Here is a 13,991-nt window from a genome sequence, read left to right on the forward strand (position 1 = left end):
TCGACAACATCCTTTACAACTCCCCCAGCAGCAAGGACACCTCACCCCATGCGCAACACCGTCTACATCGGCGCGAAAGAATATTTCCCCGGCATCGGCAAGATTGGCTTCGAAGGCCGCGACTCGGACAACCCGCTGGCCTTCAAGGTCTATGACGCCAACAAGCAGATCGGCGACAAGACCATGGCCGAGCATCTGCGCTTTGCGGTGGCGTATTGGCACAGCTTCTGCGGCAACGGCGCCGATCCGTTCGGCCCTGGCACGCGTGCGTATCCGTGGGATGCGGGTAACACCGCATTGCATCGTGCCGAAGCCAAGGCCGATGCCGCGTTCGAGTTTTTCACCAAGCTCGGCGTGCCGTACTACTGCTTCCACGACATCGATCTGACGCCCGATGCCGACGATATCGGTGAGTACGAGCGCAATCTCAAGCACATGGTGGGCATCGCCAAGCAGCGCCAGGCCGACACCGGCGTGAAGCTGTTGTGGGGTACGGCGAATCTGTTCTCGCACCCGCGCTACATGAATGGTGCCTCGACCAATCCGGACTTCAATGTGGTCGCGCGTGCAGCGGTGCAGGTCAAGGCTGCGATCGATGCCACCGTCGAGTTGGGCGGCGAAAATTACGTGTTCTGGGGCGGCCGCGAAGGCTACGCCTGCCTGCACAACACGCAGATGAAGCGCGAGCAGGACAATATGGCGCGCTTCCTCACCCTGGCACGCGACTACGGCCGTGCGATCGGGTTCACCGGCAACTTCTTGATCGAGCCCAAGCCGATGGAGCCGATGAAGCACCAGTACGACTTCGACAGCGCCACGGTGATCGGCTTCCTGCGTCAGCACGGCCTGGACCAGGATTTCAAGCTCAATATCGAAGCCAACCACGCCACGCTCTCGGGCCACAGCTTCGAGCACGACCTGCAAGTCGCCTCCGATGCCGGCCTGCTCGGCAGCATCGATGCCAACCGCGGCAATCCGCAGAATGGCTGGGACACCGACCAGTTCCCGACCGACCTGTACGACACCGTCGGCGCGATGCTGGTGGTGCTGCGGCAGGGCGGGTTGGCACCGGGCGGCTTGAATTTCGATGCCAAGGTGCGCCGCGAATCGTCCGATCCGCAGGACCTGTTCCTGGCGCATATCGGCGGCATGGACGCGTTCGCACGCGGGCTGGAAGTGGCCAACGCGTTGCTGACGTCTTCGCCATTGGAGCAGTGGCGCGCCGAGCGTTACGCCAGCTTCGACAGCGGCGCCGGTGCGGCGTTTGCCGATGGCACCAGCACGTTGGTGGATGTGGCCAAACACGCAGCCGGTAACGAACCCAAACAACTGAGCGGCCGCCAGGAAGCCTACGAAAACCTGATCAATCAGTATCTGACGCGTTGATGTCCCGTGGCCGGCGGCGCACTGCGTCGTCGGCCGATGCCGGCCATCCCCGTGGCCGCTCCTTTGCATGCTTCCAGGTGACCCCATGTCCAGTGTTTGCCTAAACGGCGCCCCCGATGCCGGTGAGAACACCCGTTTTATCGTCCTGATCAGTTGCGTGGCCACGATCGGCGGTTTTTTGTTCGGTTTCGATAGCGGCGTGATCAACGGCACTGTCGATGGCCTGAAGCAGACCTTCAATTCCAGTGCCGCCGAGACCGGGTTCGACGTCGCCTCGATGCTGCTGGGTTGCGCCATCGGCGCCTTCTTCGCCGGCCGTCTGGCCGACCGCTGGGGCCGCCGCGCGGTCCTGATCATTTCTGCTGCGCTGTTTCTGGTCTCGGCGATTGGCGCCGGTGCCTCGCACAGCTCCGGCTTCTTCATCTTCGCTCGCGTGATGGGCGGCTTTGCGGTGGGCGCGGCCAGCGTCATCTCGCCGGCCTACATCGCCGAGGTCGCCTCCGCACGCTATCGCGGCCGGCTCGCCACGATGCAGCAGATCGCCATCATCAGCGGGCTGTTCTGCGCGTTTTTGAGCAACTATTTGTTGGCCAATGCCGCCGGTGCCTCGACCGAGCCGTTATGGAGCGGGCAGGCTGCGTGGCGCTGGATGTTCTGGATGCAGGCGATTCCCTCGCTGGCGTTTTTGTTGCTGCTGCTGGTCATCCCGGAAAGCCCGCGCTACCTGGTGGTCAAGGGCCGTCACGCACAGGCGCTGGTGGTGTTGCAACGCTTGTACGGTAACGCCGCCGCGCAGACCAAGCTGAGCGAAATCTCGGCGTCCTTGTCGGCCGACCAGCACAAGCCCAAGTTCTCCGACCTGATCAACAAGGCCACCGGCAAAGTCCGCTCCATCGTCTGGATCGGCGTGGGCCTGGCGGTGTTCCAGCAACTGGTCGGCATCAATGTGGTGTTCTATTACGGCGCCGTGCTGTGGCAGGCGGTGGGCTTCTCCGAGCAGGACGCACTGCTGATCAACGTGCTGTCCGGTGGCCTCAGCATCGGCGCCTGCCTGGTCACGGTGATGCTGGTCGACAAGATCGGCCGCAAGCCGCTGCTGTGGATCGGCTCGGTCGGCATGGCGGTGTCGCTGGCGCTGGTGACGTATGCGTTCGCGACCGCGTCGCTGGATGCCACCGGCAAGCTGGCCATGTCCGATGCGATGGGCATGCTCGCGCTGGTCGCCGCCAACGTCTACGTGGTGTTCTTCAACGCCTCGTGGGGCCCGGTGATGTGGGTCATGCTGGGCGAGATGTTCCCCAACCAGATCCGCGGCTCGGGCCTGGCGATTGCCGGTGCCGCGCAGTGGACCTCCAACTTCGCCATCACCGTCAGCTTCCCCATCCTGCTCGGCAGCATCGGTCTTGCCGGTGCCTACGGCATCTACACGGTCGCCGCCTTCATCTCGGTGTTCTTTGTGCTCAAGTACGTCTACGAGACCAAGGGCAAGGAGCTGGAGCAGATGGGAGGTTGATTTTGTTTTTTATGCATATATAGGCATGGAAGACGAAGAAGGCCGCGCATTGCGCGGTCTTTGATGCGCTGCAGGCAGTTTGTCGGTCTGATTACTCAAGAACACATGGTCCACGCGCGTCATCCCTCCGTCCTTCGCCGTCGCCAGAAGGCTGTTGCACATCCGTTCGCTCGTTTCATCGAAGGTGCGGCCATTGGCTTTGTCTACCTCGCCTACCTTGCCGCGGATCTGCTCCAGCAACGTCTGGTCAGCGCGGCTCAGGCTGGATGTGGCCGATGATTCGGAAGAGCGGGAACGTTCCGGGGCCGTGGCAGGTGACGGGTTGGTCACTTCGCCGGCCTTCTTGAATCGGACCCAGTCCCTGCCACCCTGGCGGCCAGCGGTCATGGTGAAGGTTTTTGCAGTCCCCAGGTCCAGGCCGTTGCGCTCCATTTGTCGTGGACCCAGGCCAAGGCCCTTCAGATCATCCGGATGTCAGGTGGGTGACGGTCCTGGGCTGCATCCCGTGGGAGACGCGAGTCTTCGGTCAGGTAAGCCAGCAAGGGCTCGATGGCGTGGATCCAACTGTAGCCCTCCGCCAAGGGTTGGTTTCTGGCTTGCACAACTATCAAGGCCGTCTCCACCGGCGTTAGTTCTACCTCCAAGGCGGCTGCGAACGCGGTCGCTGACAGATCGGACGGCGTCTGCAGCAGGGCGTCCCGTGGGAAGCGCTGCCTGTGGACCTTGGCGATGGCAGCGGCATGAAGCCTGCACCGATCAAGAGCGGCTGGCGCACTCCTGCGCTCACTGCCAGGGGCGCGCGGCCGGTGCTCGGTGCGGCATGTACCACTCGCATACGGCGCTTCTTCCGCGGCGTCCGCACCCACCGTAGGGCTGCTGGCTACGTGTTGTTAGCCACCCGGAGAACCGACTTTTGCTGGATCTGAATCTCATGCAGCGTCAGGCGGCAATTGGAAGGCGAATGCGCGACGACACCCAGATCACTGGCCACGCCTCGTGGAAGATCTCGCTGCGGTTCTTGCCATGCGGGCAAGGTCATTTGTGCCGACTCCAACGTGGCGCAGCACCGGTCTCGGCGATACGAAGGCTGCGCAAGTATCGCTTGGCCCGGTGCATAAAAAGTTTCCATGGCAATCAAACGCTTGCTGGTTGCGTCGCTTAAATCTTTGTCCTGCAAGGCTTTCTGTATAGGCGTCCATCCATGCACGGCGAGCGTGCTACGCGGTACTTGACAGCGTTCGGCCTGGTGATGTCTTTTGCATGCATGCCTAACGCCTCTGTCATCGCTTCGCTCCCTTGTCAGCCGCATCTGCGGCCGGGTGCGGGCGTGGCCGGCATTATCACCACCATTACCACCGCCACCATTCGCCCGGTGCGGTCCGTCGTCTTCGCGTAATTTCCGAAAACAACGGCCCCGCACCCGGATCAGGATGCGGGGGGCTCCCTCTCTCGCCTGAAGCGGACGGGGCCTCTCTAACGAGGTCTGTCGATGTCATCGCTTGCTGTTTCGCTCGAACCCGCTGCTGTTCCCGCGCTCGCTGCGCGCGCCGTGGTGCACAAATTTGGGGGCACCTCGGTGGCCGATGCCGAGCGCTACCGGCATGTGGCGCAGTTGTTGCTCGCCCGCGACGAGTCGGTGCAGGTTACCGTGGTGTCGGCGATGAAGGGAGTGACCGACGCCTTGATCGCGCTGGCGGAACTGGCCGCACATAACCGCCCCGAATGGCGCGAGCGCTGGCATGAAACGCGTGCGCGGCATCGCGGTGCGGCGGTGGCCTTGTTAGGCGAGCATTCCGGGCCGACGGTGGAGTGGTTGGACGAGCGCTTCGAGCATCTGGCGCAGATTCTCGGCGCATTGGCGGTCATTGGCGAATTGCCGCGTGAGGTGCTCGATCGCGTGCAAGGCCTGGGCGAGGTGTATTCGGCGCAGTTGCTCGGCGATCATTTCCGCGCGCTTGGCGAGGATTGCGCAGTGCTGGATGCGCGCGATGTGCTGGTGGTCAATCGTGGCGAACTCGGCGTTGATGTGGATTGGGACATCAGCGCGCAGCGCCTGGCAACCTGGCGGCAAGCGTACCCGCAGACGCGCGTGGTGGTCACCGGGTTTGTGGCGCGCGACCGCGCCGACCGCATCACCACGCTGGGCCGCAACGGCAGCGATTATTCCGGTGCGATCTTTGCAGCGTTATTCGATGCCGATGAGCTGCATATCTGGACCGACGTGGATGGCGTGCTGTCGGCCGACCCACGCGTGGTGCCTGAAGCGGTGCAGCTGGAAACGCTGAGCTACGATGAAGCGTGCGAGCTGGCGTATTTCGGCGCAAAGGTGGTGCATCCGCAGACCATGTCGCCGGCGATCGAGCGCGGCTTGCCGATCATCATCCGCAATACCTTTCAGCCCGAACATCCGGGCACGCGCATCACCGCCAGCAGCAAGGTAAGCGGGCCGATCAAGGGGCTGACTTTGAGCCCGGATCTGGCGGTACTCAATCTGGAGGGTACCGGGCTGATCGGCGTGCCGGGTACGGCCGAGCGGGTGTTTGCGGCGCTGCGCCTGGCGCAGGTGTCGGTGGTGATGATCTCGCAGGGCTCGTCCGAGCATTCGATCTGTTGCGTGGTCAAGCAGCACGAATCCGAGCGTGCGCGTAATGCCTTATTGCAGGCATTTGCGCACGAACTCACGGTTGGCCAGGTGCAGCGCGTGCAGCTGACCACCGGCATCAGTGTGCTGGCCGCAGTGGGCGATGGCATGGCCGGGCAGCCGGGCGTGGCGGCGCGGTTGTTCGAGTCCTTGGGGCGTGCTCAGGTCAATATCCTGGCGATTGCGCAGGGCTCGTCCGAGCGCAATATCTCGGTGGCGATCGACGCGGCGCATGCGACCAAGGCCTTGCGCGCGGCGCATGCCGGCTTCTGGTTGTCGCCGCAGACCTTCTCGGTAGGCGTGATCGGGCCGGGCAATGTGGGCGCGGCGTTGCTGGATCAGCTGCGCATCGCGCAACCGCAGTTGCTGGGCAAGGCCAACATTGATCTTCGTCTGCGCGCAGTGGTTTCGCGCGGCCGCATGTTGCTCGACGAGCGTGGCCTGGTCGGCAATTGGCGCGATGCGTTTGCTTCCGCAGCCACTGCCACCGATCTGGAACGTTTCACCACGCATCTGTTGTCGGCGCATCTGCCGCATACGGTGATCATCGATTGCAGCGGCAGCGCGGAAGTGGCCGATCGCTATGCAGACTGGTTGGCCGCCGGCATCCATGTGGTGACGCCGAACAAACAGGCCGGCTCCGGCCCGTTGCAGCGTTATCAGGCGATCCGTGCGGCGGCCGATGCCAGCGGTGCGCGTTTCCGCTATGAGGCTACCGTTGGTGCGGGATTGCCGGTGATCACCACGCTGCGCGATCTGGTCGATACCGGCGATGCGGTGACCTCGATCGAAGGAATTTTCTCCGGCACGCTGGCCTGGTTGTTCAACAAATACGATGGCAGCGTGCCGTTCGCCGAGCTGGTGACGCAGGCGCGCGGCATGGGCTATACCGAACCGGATCCGCGCGACGATCTGTCCGGTGTGGACGTAGCGCGTAAGCTGGTGATCCTGGCGCGCGAAGCGGGGCGCGAGATCAGTCTGGAAGATGTGCATGTCGAGAGTCTGGTGCCCGAAGCACTGCGTCAGGCCAGCGTGGACGATTTCATGGTGCGCCTGCATGAGGTGGATGCCACGTTCGCACAGCGCCTGGCCGGCGCGCGTGCACGCGGCAATGTGTTGCGTTATGTCGCGCAGTTGCCGCCGGATCGCGCCCCTAGCGTTGGCCTGGTCGAACTGCCTGCCGATCACGCATTCGCCAATCTGCGCCTGACTGACAACGTGGTGCAGTTCACCACGCGCCGCTATTGCGAGAACCCGTTGGTGGTGCAGGGGCCTGGTGCGGGCCCGGAAGTCACCGCGGCAGGCGTATTTGCCGATCTGTTGCGCGTGGCCGCGGGCGAGGGGGCACGGTTGTGAATCAGGCGGTTGCAAACCAGGCGGCTGTAAATCAAACGGCGATAAGTCAAACAACCGAAGCCAATCACGTGGCGACCGCGACGCGAGGGCTGCGTGAAGCGCGCGCCTTCGCACCAGCCTCTGTTGCGAATGTGGCAGTGGGATTCGATCTGCTCGGTTATCCCATTGACGGCGTCGGCGACACCGTCATGGTGCGACGCATCGATGCACCACTGGTGCGCATCGCCGTCATCCGTGGCACCACTGTGGCCTTGCCGTTGGAGGCCGAGCGCAACACGGCGGGTGCCGCCTTGATGTCGTTGCGCGCAGCGTTCGCGCTGCCATTCGGCTTTGAAATCGAGATCGACAAAGGCATCGCCTTGAGTTCGGGCATGGGAGGCTCTGCTGCGTCGTGCGTAGCGGCGTTGGTCGCCGCCAATGCGCTACTGGACGAACCGCTGCGCAACGAGCAGCTTTATCAGCACGCATTGGATGGCGAGGCGGTGGCCAGCGGTAGCCGCCACGGCGACAATCTTGGCCCGTTGTTTTTAGGCGGGTTGGTACTTTGCACGCTGGAGCGTCTGGTGCCGATCAGCGTGCCGATTGAGTGGCACAGCCTGTTGGTGCATCCGGACGCGGTGCTGGAAACACGCCGCGCACGCGAAGTTCTGGCTGGCGACTATCAGTTGCGCGAGTTTGTCGCGCAGAGCGCCAACCTGGCGTTGGTGCTGGCAGGTTGCCATGCCGGCGATGCGGGCCTGGTCCGTGCGGGCCTGCGCGATGTGCTGATCGAACCACGCCGCGCACCGTTGATCGCCGGATTTGCCGCTGCCAAGCAGGCCGCGCTGGATCACGATGCATTGGGTGCCAGCATTTCAGGCGCTGGCCCCAGCGTGTTTGCCTGGTTTGAATCGCGCGCGGCCGCCGAAGCTGCGGCGGCCGCTGTGCAAGCCGCATTCGCAGACGTTGGCCTGGGTAGCCAGCACTGGGTTTCCCCGATCTCCAGCCCGGCCGCGCGGTTGCTCGCATGAGGCATCGCGCGCATGCCGTTCTTGATCGATCGCCCGCGCACGGCACGCATGCCGTGCAACCTGCGACGCAGCATTCAGCCGACCACGACCTCGCTGATCTGCATAACCGGCGCAAGATCGGTGTAGCTGGGGATGTCGCTCAGAATTTCCTTGGCATGCGGTCCGAAACTGGCGCCGAAGGCTTCCACCGATTCGCAGAAGATGTGGAACATGCCGATAAAGGGCGGTGTGCTGCCCGGCTCGCCGCCGTTGATGCCTTTATCCACCGTATAACTGAGGCAGGCCGCGCCCATCCGCGCGCTCACCAACAGCATGTGCTTGTCGCGGTAGTAGGCGTGATCGAAGCGGGCGCCATCGCGGTACGGGTACATCACGCTGACCTTGATCATCTGCCGACTCAACTGGAAGGTGCGCGCAGCATCGCGCCGCACCGCCCTCGTCGGGCGACCACTCGGCGGGAAGCGGCCATGCCGTCACGTTCGGCACTCTCACTCACGGGCAACGCCCCGTTTTCGTCTTGTCTGGAGTCACCATGAACTTCCTCTCGACCCGTGGCGGCGCGCCTGCCGCAAGCCTGAGCCAGGCGATTGCCACTGGCTTGGCGCCCGATGGCGGCCTGTACGTGCCGCAGACCTTGCCGCCGACACGCACGCTCACGGCCGGCACCAATCTGGCCGACACCGCCGCCACGTTGCTGCAACCGTTCTTCGAGGGCGATGTATTGGCAGCCGAGCTGCCGGCCATCTGCGCCGAAGCGTTCGATTTCCCGGCGCCGTTGATGGCACTAGGCACGCCCGGCGATTACGTGCTTGAGCTGTTTCACGGGCCTACCGCCGCGTTTAAGGATTTCGGTGCGCGCTTTCTAGCCGCCTGCCTGACCCGGCTGCGCCGCGTCGAAGACCGCCCGCTCACCATCCTGGTCGCCACCTCTGGCGACACCGGCGCTGCGGTGGCCGCCGCGTTTCATCGCCAGCCAGGCTTGCGGGTGGTGGTGCTGTATCCGGATGGCCGCGTGTCGCCGCGCCAGGCGCATCAGCTGGGCTGCTTTGGCGACAACATCCAGGCTTTGCGCGTGGCCGGCTCGTTCGACGATTGCCAGGCGATGGTCAAGCAGGCTTTGAACGATGCCGCGTTGCAGGCGCAGGTGCCGCTGAGTTCGGCCAACAGCATCAGCCTGGGCCGCTTGCTGCCGCAGATGAGCTACTACGCGCACGCCGCTCTGCAACACCATGCCAGCGCGGGCGCTGCGCTGAATCTGGTGGTTCCCACCGGCAATCTTGGCAACGGGCTGGCGGCGATCCTGGCGCGCGCGCTCGGTGTGCCGCTGGGCCGCATCGCGCTGGCGTCCAATGCCAATCACGTGTTGCCGGATTATTTTTCCGGCGACGACTACGCGCCGCAGCCCAGCGTGGCGACGCTGGCCAATGCGATGGACGTGGGGGCGCCGAGCAACTTCGAACGCCTGCGCTGGCTCTACCAGGGCGACGATGCCGCATTGCGTGAGGCATTCCGTGCGTTGTCGGTGGACGATGCGGCGATCCGCCACACCGTGCAGCAGCGCTTTGCGCGCTACGGCGAAGTGCATTGCCCGCACACCGCCACCGCCGTGCATGTGCTCGAACAACTGCGCGCCGAAGGGGCCGAAGGCGGCACCAGCGACTGGGCGGTGGCGGCCACCGCGCATCCGGCGAAGTTCGAGGGGGTGGTGGAGCCGTTGATCGGCCGCGCCGTCGAGGTTCCACCGGCGCTGGCCGCGCTATTGCAGCGTCCCGCACATGCCGAAACGCTTGCGCCGGACTACGCCGCCTTTCGGCAGCGCCTGTTTGCGGATGCGGCCTAACCCAACGCGTTCAGCCTGCCGGGGTTGGAAAGTGCCGCAGATGCGGCTATTGGTAGGGGGTGCGGTCCGACCATGGCGCCGCGTCCGATGCGGGTTGTTGCATGTCTTATCGAGTGATCGCCGTTGCTGCTGCGTTGTGCGGGTGGGCAGCGGTTGGAATGTCCAGCGCGGTCGATGCCATGTCCGCCTCCACTGTGCCGCCGTTGGGCGCACCGCGCCTGGGCCTGGTCGATGCGTTGGCGCGCCAGGCGCCGTCGCTTGACCGCCAGGTGCTGGCCTTGGCTGCCGAGGCGCTGCAATGCGCGCGGCAGCGCCAGCAGGTTGGCGACGAGCGCGTGCTCAGCGTCATCGACTACAGCCGGCCGTCGACCGAGCGCCGCTTGTGGGTGTTCGATCTGGCACGGCAGCGGTTGTTGTTTCAGGAGTGGGTCGCGCACGGGCGCAACACCGGTAGCAATCTGGCGGCGAAGTTTTCCAACGACGACGGTAGTTTTCAGTCCAGCCTGGGTGCATTCACTGCGCAGGAGTCGTATACCGGACACAACGGTTATTCGTTGCGGCTCAGGGGCCTGGAGCCCGGTTTCAACGACCATGCCCGCGATCGCGCGATCGTCATCCACGGCGCGCCGTATGTCAGCGAGGCCGTGATTCGCTCGCACGGCCGGCTCGGCCGCAGCCTGGGTTGCCCGGCGGTGCGTCCGGCGGTGGCCAGGCAGTTGATCGATACCCTGCGCGAAGGCGCCTTCGTGTTTGCCTACTACCCGGACCGTGCCTGGTTGCGTCAATCGCGGTTGCTGAGTGTCGGATGTGGCGCGTCGGTGGCGAGTGCGACCGTGGGTGGGCGCTGATCGGGCTTGCAGTGCAGCCGATGACGGCCCGAGCCGTTTGAAGAGCACGCTTTCATCGAATCGGCGATCGCGCTGTTGAGCGATGCGTCGCACTCAGCCACTCCACCGCCACACCTCAAACCGTATCGCCCGCCAAGCCACGCAGCGCGGCGTAATCAATGATCTGCACCAGGTGCAGTTGCGGCAGCGCGATCAGGTGCTATTGCTTGAGTTTGGTGAAGGTGCGGCTCACCGTTTCCCCGATAGCCCGAGATTGGTCGGCGATATCGCTGCGGCTCATCGGCAGCACCACGGTGTCGCCGATGGCGCCGGGCTGGGTGGAGCGGGCAGCCAGACGCAACAGGAAATGCGCCAACCGTTCGCTGGGTTGCAGGCGCGCCAGCACAGGCCGGTGTCCTGCGCGGTGGCCAGTTCCATGCTGGCGCGCTGCAGCAGCTTGCGTTCCAGCTGCGGGTAGTGATCGCGCAACTGGCGCACCTGTGTTATCGGCGTGCCGCAGGTCCGGCTGTCGATGATGGCTTCGATATCGTGACGGTGCTGCGCGGTTTCGGTCAGCCTCACATAGTCGCCCGGCAACACAAAGCCAGTGACCTGACGGCGGACATCAGCCAGCGTGCGCGCCTGCGCAGCGCACCGGACCTTATTGATACGGTGAAAATATATCTAAACTTTCTTACCCTGATACTCTTAGGCTGCAATGGACAAAGAGGACGCAAGGCATCAGACGCTGGATCGGTTGCACGAACGGCGCAAACAAGGGGTTCGACTGCATCGCCTTGGCCATGGATTGATGCAGATCGTCAAACTGACGGGGCTGTCATCTCCGACAGTGCGACGCGTGATCGATGGTGATGCGTCAGGCGGGCCCGAGGCGCCCCTCAACGCCGATCTCAAGCACGCCATCGGCTCGAAACGCCGCAACTCCGACTTGACCCGTCGCAGTTCGGAAGCCTGATCGCTTGCCGCCGGATGCGTGGATGACCGATTCGCGTCGTGCTTCCGCCAGGCATACAGACGATGGATCGATATGCGGAGCCGACCTGCCGCATCGGCGACCGAGTGCCCACGGTCAGTGACCTGCTTGACCGCCTCGACCTTGACCTCTTGCGTGTAGCGCTTGCTGCTCATAGACACCTCCGAATCGACCATTTCCCATGGCTATGAGATGTCTAGGAAACCCTGGGCGCATCAGTGCGCATTCTTGTTGGAAACTTCGTTTGCGCCCAAGCAAGATAATTCGGTCCTGGTAGCTTAGAAAGGTGATCAACGGTTAGAGGATGGGCTATGGCGACATCTCCGATTAGCAGACCAACAAGTCCCGTGCAGGATTCGCCCCCTGTAGCGACGGGCAATGATGCAGGCAACGCCGCTAATTCGCGATTTCCTTCCTCGCAAGCTGAGCCCGCTGGCTTGCTGAAAGGCCTTAGACGCTGGATCGGTTGTCTTCAGGGAAATAGACAACGGAGGGCAACCGCCTCGGCCGAAGGTGAAGCGTCATCCTCACGCCGCCTCAGAACAGTGCGCAATAGTGATTCGAGGCCCGCAGAGACCGCCGACATCGCACGGATCGCAGGAAACTCTGGCGGTGCACAGGCCCTGCGCGTGGTCGACGATCTTGGCCCCACGCTCATGGATGCCGGCTTCAGTCCCGCCGACACCGCATGGATCGCAGCACACCCTGGCGTTGCACAGGCCCTTGGCGCGGTCAACGATCTTGGCTCCACGCTCATGCAGGCCGGCTACAGTCGCGCCGACATCGCACAGATCGCAGGAAACCCTGGCGGTGCAGATAACCTGCGCGCGGTCAACGATCTTGGCCTGAGGCTCATGCGGGCCGGCTACAGTGCCGCCGACATCGCACGGATCGCAGGACACCCTGGCGGTGAACGGGCCCTTGGCGCGGTCAACGATCTTAGCTTCACGCTCATGCATGCCGGCTACAGTGCCGCCGACATCGCACGGATCGCAGGACACCCTGGCGGTGAGCAGGCCCTGCGCGTGGTCAACGATCTTGGCCCCATGCTCATGGATGCCGGCTACATTGCCGCCGACATCGCACGGATCGCAGGTCGTGATGATGGCGCTCAAGCAGTGCATGCCTTCGCTTCTCAAGTAGTGCAGGCCCTCGTTTCTGCTGGCCCTGCGCCCACGCAGTACGGTGTCAGTACCAACACCGACGATCGACGATCACCGGACGAAATAGCGCGCACGGCCGCACTGCACCGCCCAGGGCCCGCGTTCGGACCAGAGAATTTGACTGAAATGCGGCAAGGACTAGGCCGATCAGCGGGTACGCCGGGGCAGCTCCAGCGCGCAAGGACGTACGATGCCCTACTGGAACATGTCGAACGCTTCTTTCATGAACAAAACTGGCGCGATCTTCGCAACGCTGCCAATGGAATCTTTGAGGACGCCACTGACGATTACGAAAAAAATCGAATCACGTGGACCGATTACGATTCGATCGCCAGACATCTGCAGATTATATTCCGGGCCGTGTCGGATGACATGCCTACGTAACGGCGTTTCGGGCTAGGGTCCGGTACACCGTGGGGCGTGAAACTGAAAACAATTCCGCCAGATCACTGATCGAATGGTTGCCCCTGTCGTGCATCCGGCGCAGTTCTCTCTGTTGCTTGGTTCAAAGCTTCGGTTGCTTGCCCCGGAGCTTTCCTTTGGCACGTGCAATCGCCATCCCTTCACGGGTGCGCATACGGATCAGGTCAGCCTCAAACGCTGCGAAGGTCGCCACGATGTTGAAAAACATCTTCCCCATCGGGTCTGTCGGGTCGTACACGCTTGCGCCGAGGGCAAGCTTTACCCCGCGTTCTACCAGCGCATCCGCAATATCGCGCGCGTCAGGAACCGAACGCGCGAGGGTCACGCGGCGTATCGCAACCGGTTCGAGATGGTCTATCGGCACCGTGCCGAGCGTCCAAATGCGGTCTGGCAGGCCGACCACACCGAATGCGACATCCTGTTTCTGGACTCGAACGGTGCGCCGGTCCGCCCTTGGCTGACAACCGTCATCGACGATCATTCGGGCCGTCGCGGCCTACATGGTGTTTCTCGGCGCGGCTTCATCGTTACAAACGGCGCTCGCCCTGCGGCAGGCGATCTGGCGAAAATTTGGATCGGCAATGGCCCGTCAGCGGCATGCCCGATGCGCTCCATGTCGATCACGGCAGCGATTTCACCAGCACACATCTTGATCAAGTTGCAGCGGACCTGCATTTCCGAATCGTCTACTCGGCTGTCGGTCCGACATCCTCCCCTTATACCCGATTCCCCCCTCCTAGAAGTCTTCTGCGAGCAGCTCCTCAACAGCGTTGCGAATCAGCGTTGGATTCGCCGGCCATACAACGTGTGTACGGGGCATCTCTCACCGCGCCCGCCT

General features: G+C 63.5%; 12 protein-coding genes, 1 other RNA gene and 2 pseudogenes. 10 read left to right on the forward strand and 5 right to left on the reverse strand.

Annotated elements, in window-relative coordinates; genetic code table 11:
* Positions 1 to 48 precede the first annotated feature (48 nt).
* Both xylA and XpopCFBP1817_RS04290 read left to right on the forward strand, forming a co-directional pair.
* The gene (gene xylA / locus XpopCFBP1817_RS04285; protein WP_128416138.1) at positions 49 to 1,386 is read left to right on the forward strand and encodes a xylose isomerase; all 1,338 of its coding nucleotides are present in this window, start codon (positions 49 to 51) and stop codon (positions 1,384 to 1,386) included.
* Positions 1,387 to 1,471: 85 nt separating this feature from the next.
* Entirely contained in the window at positions 1,472 to 2,899 is a 1,428-nt protein-coding gene (locus XpopCFBP1817_RS04290) for a sugar porter family MFS transporter (protein WP_167393824.1), read from the forward strand.
* Positions 2,900 to 2,908: 9 nt separating this feature from the next.
* On the opposite strand, the gene XpopCFBP1817_RS04295 is transcribed toward XpopCFBP1817_RS04290, so the two are convergent.
* Positions 2,909 to 3,331 (reverse strand): XVIPCD domain-containing protein, encoded by a 423-nt coding sequence (locus XpopCFBP1817_RS04295; RefSeq protein WP_128416140.1) that lies wholly within the window; start codon positions 3,329 to 3,331, stop codon positions 2,909 to 2,911.
* Between the two features lie 388 nt (positions 3,332 to 3,719).
* Between XpopCFBP1817_RS04295 and XpopCFBP1817_RS04300 the strand changes: the two genes are divergently transcribed.
* The 3 genes from XpopCFBP1817_RS04300 (at position 3,720) to XpopCFBP1817_RS04315 (ending at position 7,906) form a co-directional block, all read left to right on the forward strand.
* A non-coding RNA gene (locus tag XpopCFBP1817_RS04300) (sX9 sRNA) lies at positions 3,720 to 3,795 on the forward strand.
* A 593-nt stretch (positions 3,796 to 4,388) separates the two neighbouring features.
* Complete coding sequence (gene thrA / locus XpopCFBP1817_RS04310) at positions 4,389 to 6,896, forward strand: bifunctional aspartate kinase/homoserine dehydrogenase I (RefSeq protein WP_128416142.1); 2,508 nt, start codon at positions 4,389 to 4,391, stop codon at positions 6,894 to 6,896.
* Between the two features lie 41 nt (positions 6,897 to 6,937).
* Positions 6,938 to 7,906 (forward strand): homoserine kinase, encoded by a 969-nt coding sequence (locus XpopCFBP1817_RS04315; protein ID WP_128416149.1) that lies wholly within the window; start codon positions 6,938 to 6,940, stop codon positions 7,904 to 7,906.
* 74 nt (positions 7,907 to 7,980) lie between these two features.
* Here the strand turns inward: XpopCFBP1817_RS04315 and XpopCFBP1817_RS04320 are convergent, their stop codons facing one another.
* On the reverse strand, positions 7,981 to 8,295 hold the full coding sequence (locus XpopCFBP1817_RS04320; protein ID WP_128416143.1) for an EthD family reductase: 315 nt from the start codon (positions 8,293 to 8,295) through the stop codon (positions 7,981 to 7,983).
* Between the two features lie 143 nt (positions 8,296 to 8,438).
* Between XpopCFBP1817_RS04320 and thrC the strand changes: the two genes are divergently transcribed.
* Complete coding sequence (gene thrC, locus XpopCFBP1817_RS04325) at positions 8,439 to 9,746, forward strand: threonine synthase (protein ID WP_128416144.1); 1,308 nt, start codon at positions 8,439 to 8,441, stop codon at positions 9,744 to 9,746.
* A gap of 101 nt (positions 9,747 to 9,847) precedes the next feature.
* Positions 9,848 to 10,594 (forward strand): murein L,D-transpeptidase catalytic domain family protein, encoded by a 747-nt coding sequence (locus XpopCFBP1817_RS04330; RefSeq protein ID WP_128416145.1) that lies wholly within the window; start codon positions 9,848 to 9,850, stop codon positions 10,592 to 10,594.
* A 115-nt stretch (positions 10,595 to 10,709) separates the two neighbouring features.
* On the opposite strand, the pseudogene XpopCFBP1817_RS04335 reads toward XpopCFBP1817_RS04330, so the two are convergent.
* A pseudogene (locus XpopCFBP1817_RS04335) lies at positions 10,710 to 11,238 on the reverse strand (helix-turn-helix domain-containing protein); the annotation flags it as partial.
* 53 nt (positions 11,239 to 11,291) lie between these two features.
* Between XpopCFBP1817_RS04335 and XpopCFBP1817_RS21520 the strand changes: the two are divergent.
* Positions 11,292 to 11,549 carry a helix-turn-helix domain-containing protein gene (locus XpopCFBP1817_RS21520; RefSeq protein WP_158251269.1) on the forward strand — a complete coding sequence of 86 codons (258 nt, stop codon included), beginning with the start codon at positions 11,292 to 11,294 and terminating at the stop codon, positions 11,547 to 11,549.
* An 11-nt stretch (positions 11,550 to 11,560) separates the two neighbouring features.
* Here the strand turns inward: XpopCFBP1817_RS21520 and XpopCFBP1817_RS23885 are convergent.
* A pseudogene (locus XpopCFBP1817_RS23885) lies at positions 11,561 to 11,743 on the reverse strand (transposase); the annotation flags it as partial.
* 453 nt (positions 11,744 to 12,196) lie between these two features.
* Between XpopCFBP1817_RS23885 and XpopCFBP1817_RS04350 the strand changes: the two are divergent.
* Complete coding sequence (locus tag XpopCFBP1817_RS04350) at positions 12,197 to 13,114, forward strand: TAL effector repeat-containing protein (protein WP_158251270.1); 918 nt, start codon at positions 12,197 to 12,199, stop codon at positions 13,112 to 13,114.
* On the opposite strand, the gene XpopCFBP1817_RS23835 is transcribed toward XpopCFBP1817_RS04350, so the two are convergent.
* Entirely contained in the window at positions 13,107 to 13,208 is a 102-nt protein-coding gene (locus XpopCFBP1817_RS23835) for a helix-turn-helix domain-containing protein (protein WP_244171053.1), read from the reverse strand. The two genes, XpopCFBP1817_RS04350 and XpopCFBP1817_RS23835, sit on opposite strands and share 8 nt — an antisense overlap.
* Between XpopCFBP1817_RS23835 and XpopCFBP1817_RS23890 the strand changes: the two genes are divergently transcribed.
* Positions 13,188 to 13,991: hypothetical protein (locus XpopCFBP1817_RS23890; RefSeq protein ID WP_425479057.1), on the forward strand; the 804-nt coding region annotated here is incomplete at its 3' end. The genes XpopCFBP1817_RS23835 and XpopCFBP1817_RS23890 overlap by 21 nt on opposite strands.

Source organism: Xanthomonas populi (assembly GCF_002940065.1).
GTDB classification, from domain to species: domain Bacteria; phylum Pseudomonadota; class Gammaproteobacteria; order Xanthomonadales; family Xanthomonadaceae; genus Xanthomonas; species Xanthomonas populi.

Excerpts from the sequence above, each read along its gene's own strand:
- XpopCFBP1817_RS23835 (WP_244171053.1), bottom strand. The coding sequence starts at position 13,208 with ATGCACGACAGGGGCAACCATTCGATCAGTGATCTGGCGGAATTGTTT.
- XpopCFBP1817_RS21520 (WP_158251269.1), top strand. The coding sequence starts at position 11,292 with ATGGACAAAGAGGACGCAAGGCATCAGACGCTGGATCGGTTGCACGAA.
- xylA (WP_128416138.1), top strand. The coding sequence starts at position 49 with ATGCGCAACACCGTCTACATCGGCGCGAAAGAATATTTCCCCGGCATC.
- thrA (WP_128416142.1), top strand. The coding sequence starts at position 4,389 with ATGTCATCGCTTGCTGTTTCGCTCGAACCCGCTGCTGTTCCCGCGCTC.
- XpopCFBP1817_RS04295 (WP_128416140.1), bottom strand. The coding sequence starts at position 3,331 with ATGGAGCGCAACGGCCTGGACCTGGGGACTGCAAAAACCTTCACCATG.
- thrC (WP_128416144.1), top strand. The coding sequence starts at position 8,439 with ATGAACTTCCTCTCGACCCGTGGCGGCGCGCCTGCCGCAAGCCTGAGC.
- XpopCFBP1817_RS04330 (WP_128416145.1), top strand. The coding sequence starts at position 9,848 with ATGTCTTATCGAGTGATCGCCGTTGCTGCTGCGTTGTGCGGGTGGGCA.
- XpopCFBP1817_RS04290 (WP_167393824.1), top strand. The coding sequence starts at position 1,472 with ATGTCCAGTGTTTGCCTAAACGGCGCCCCCGATGCCGGTGAGAACACC.
- XpopCFBP1817_RS04320 (WP_128416143.1), bottom strand. The coding sequence starts at position 8,295 with ATGATCAAGGTCAGCGTGATGTACCCGTACCGCGATGGCGCCCGCTTC.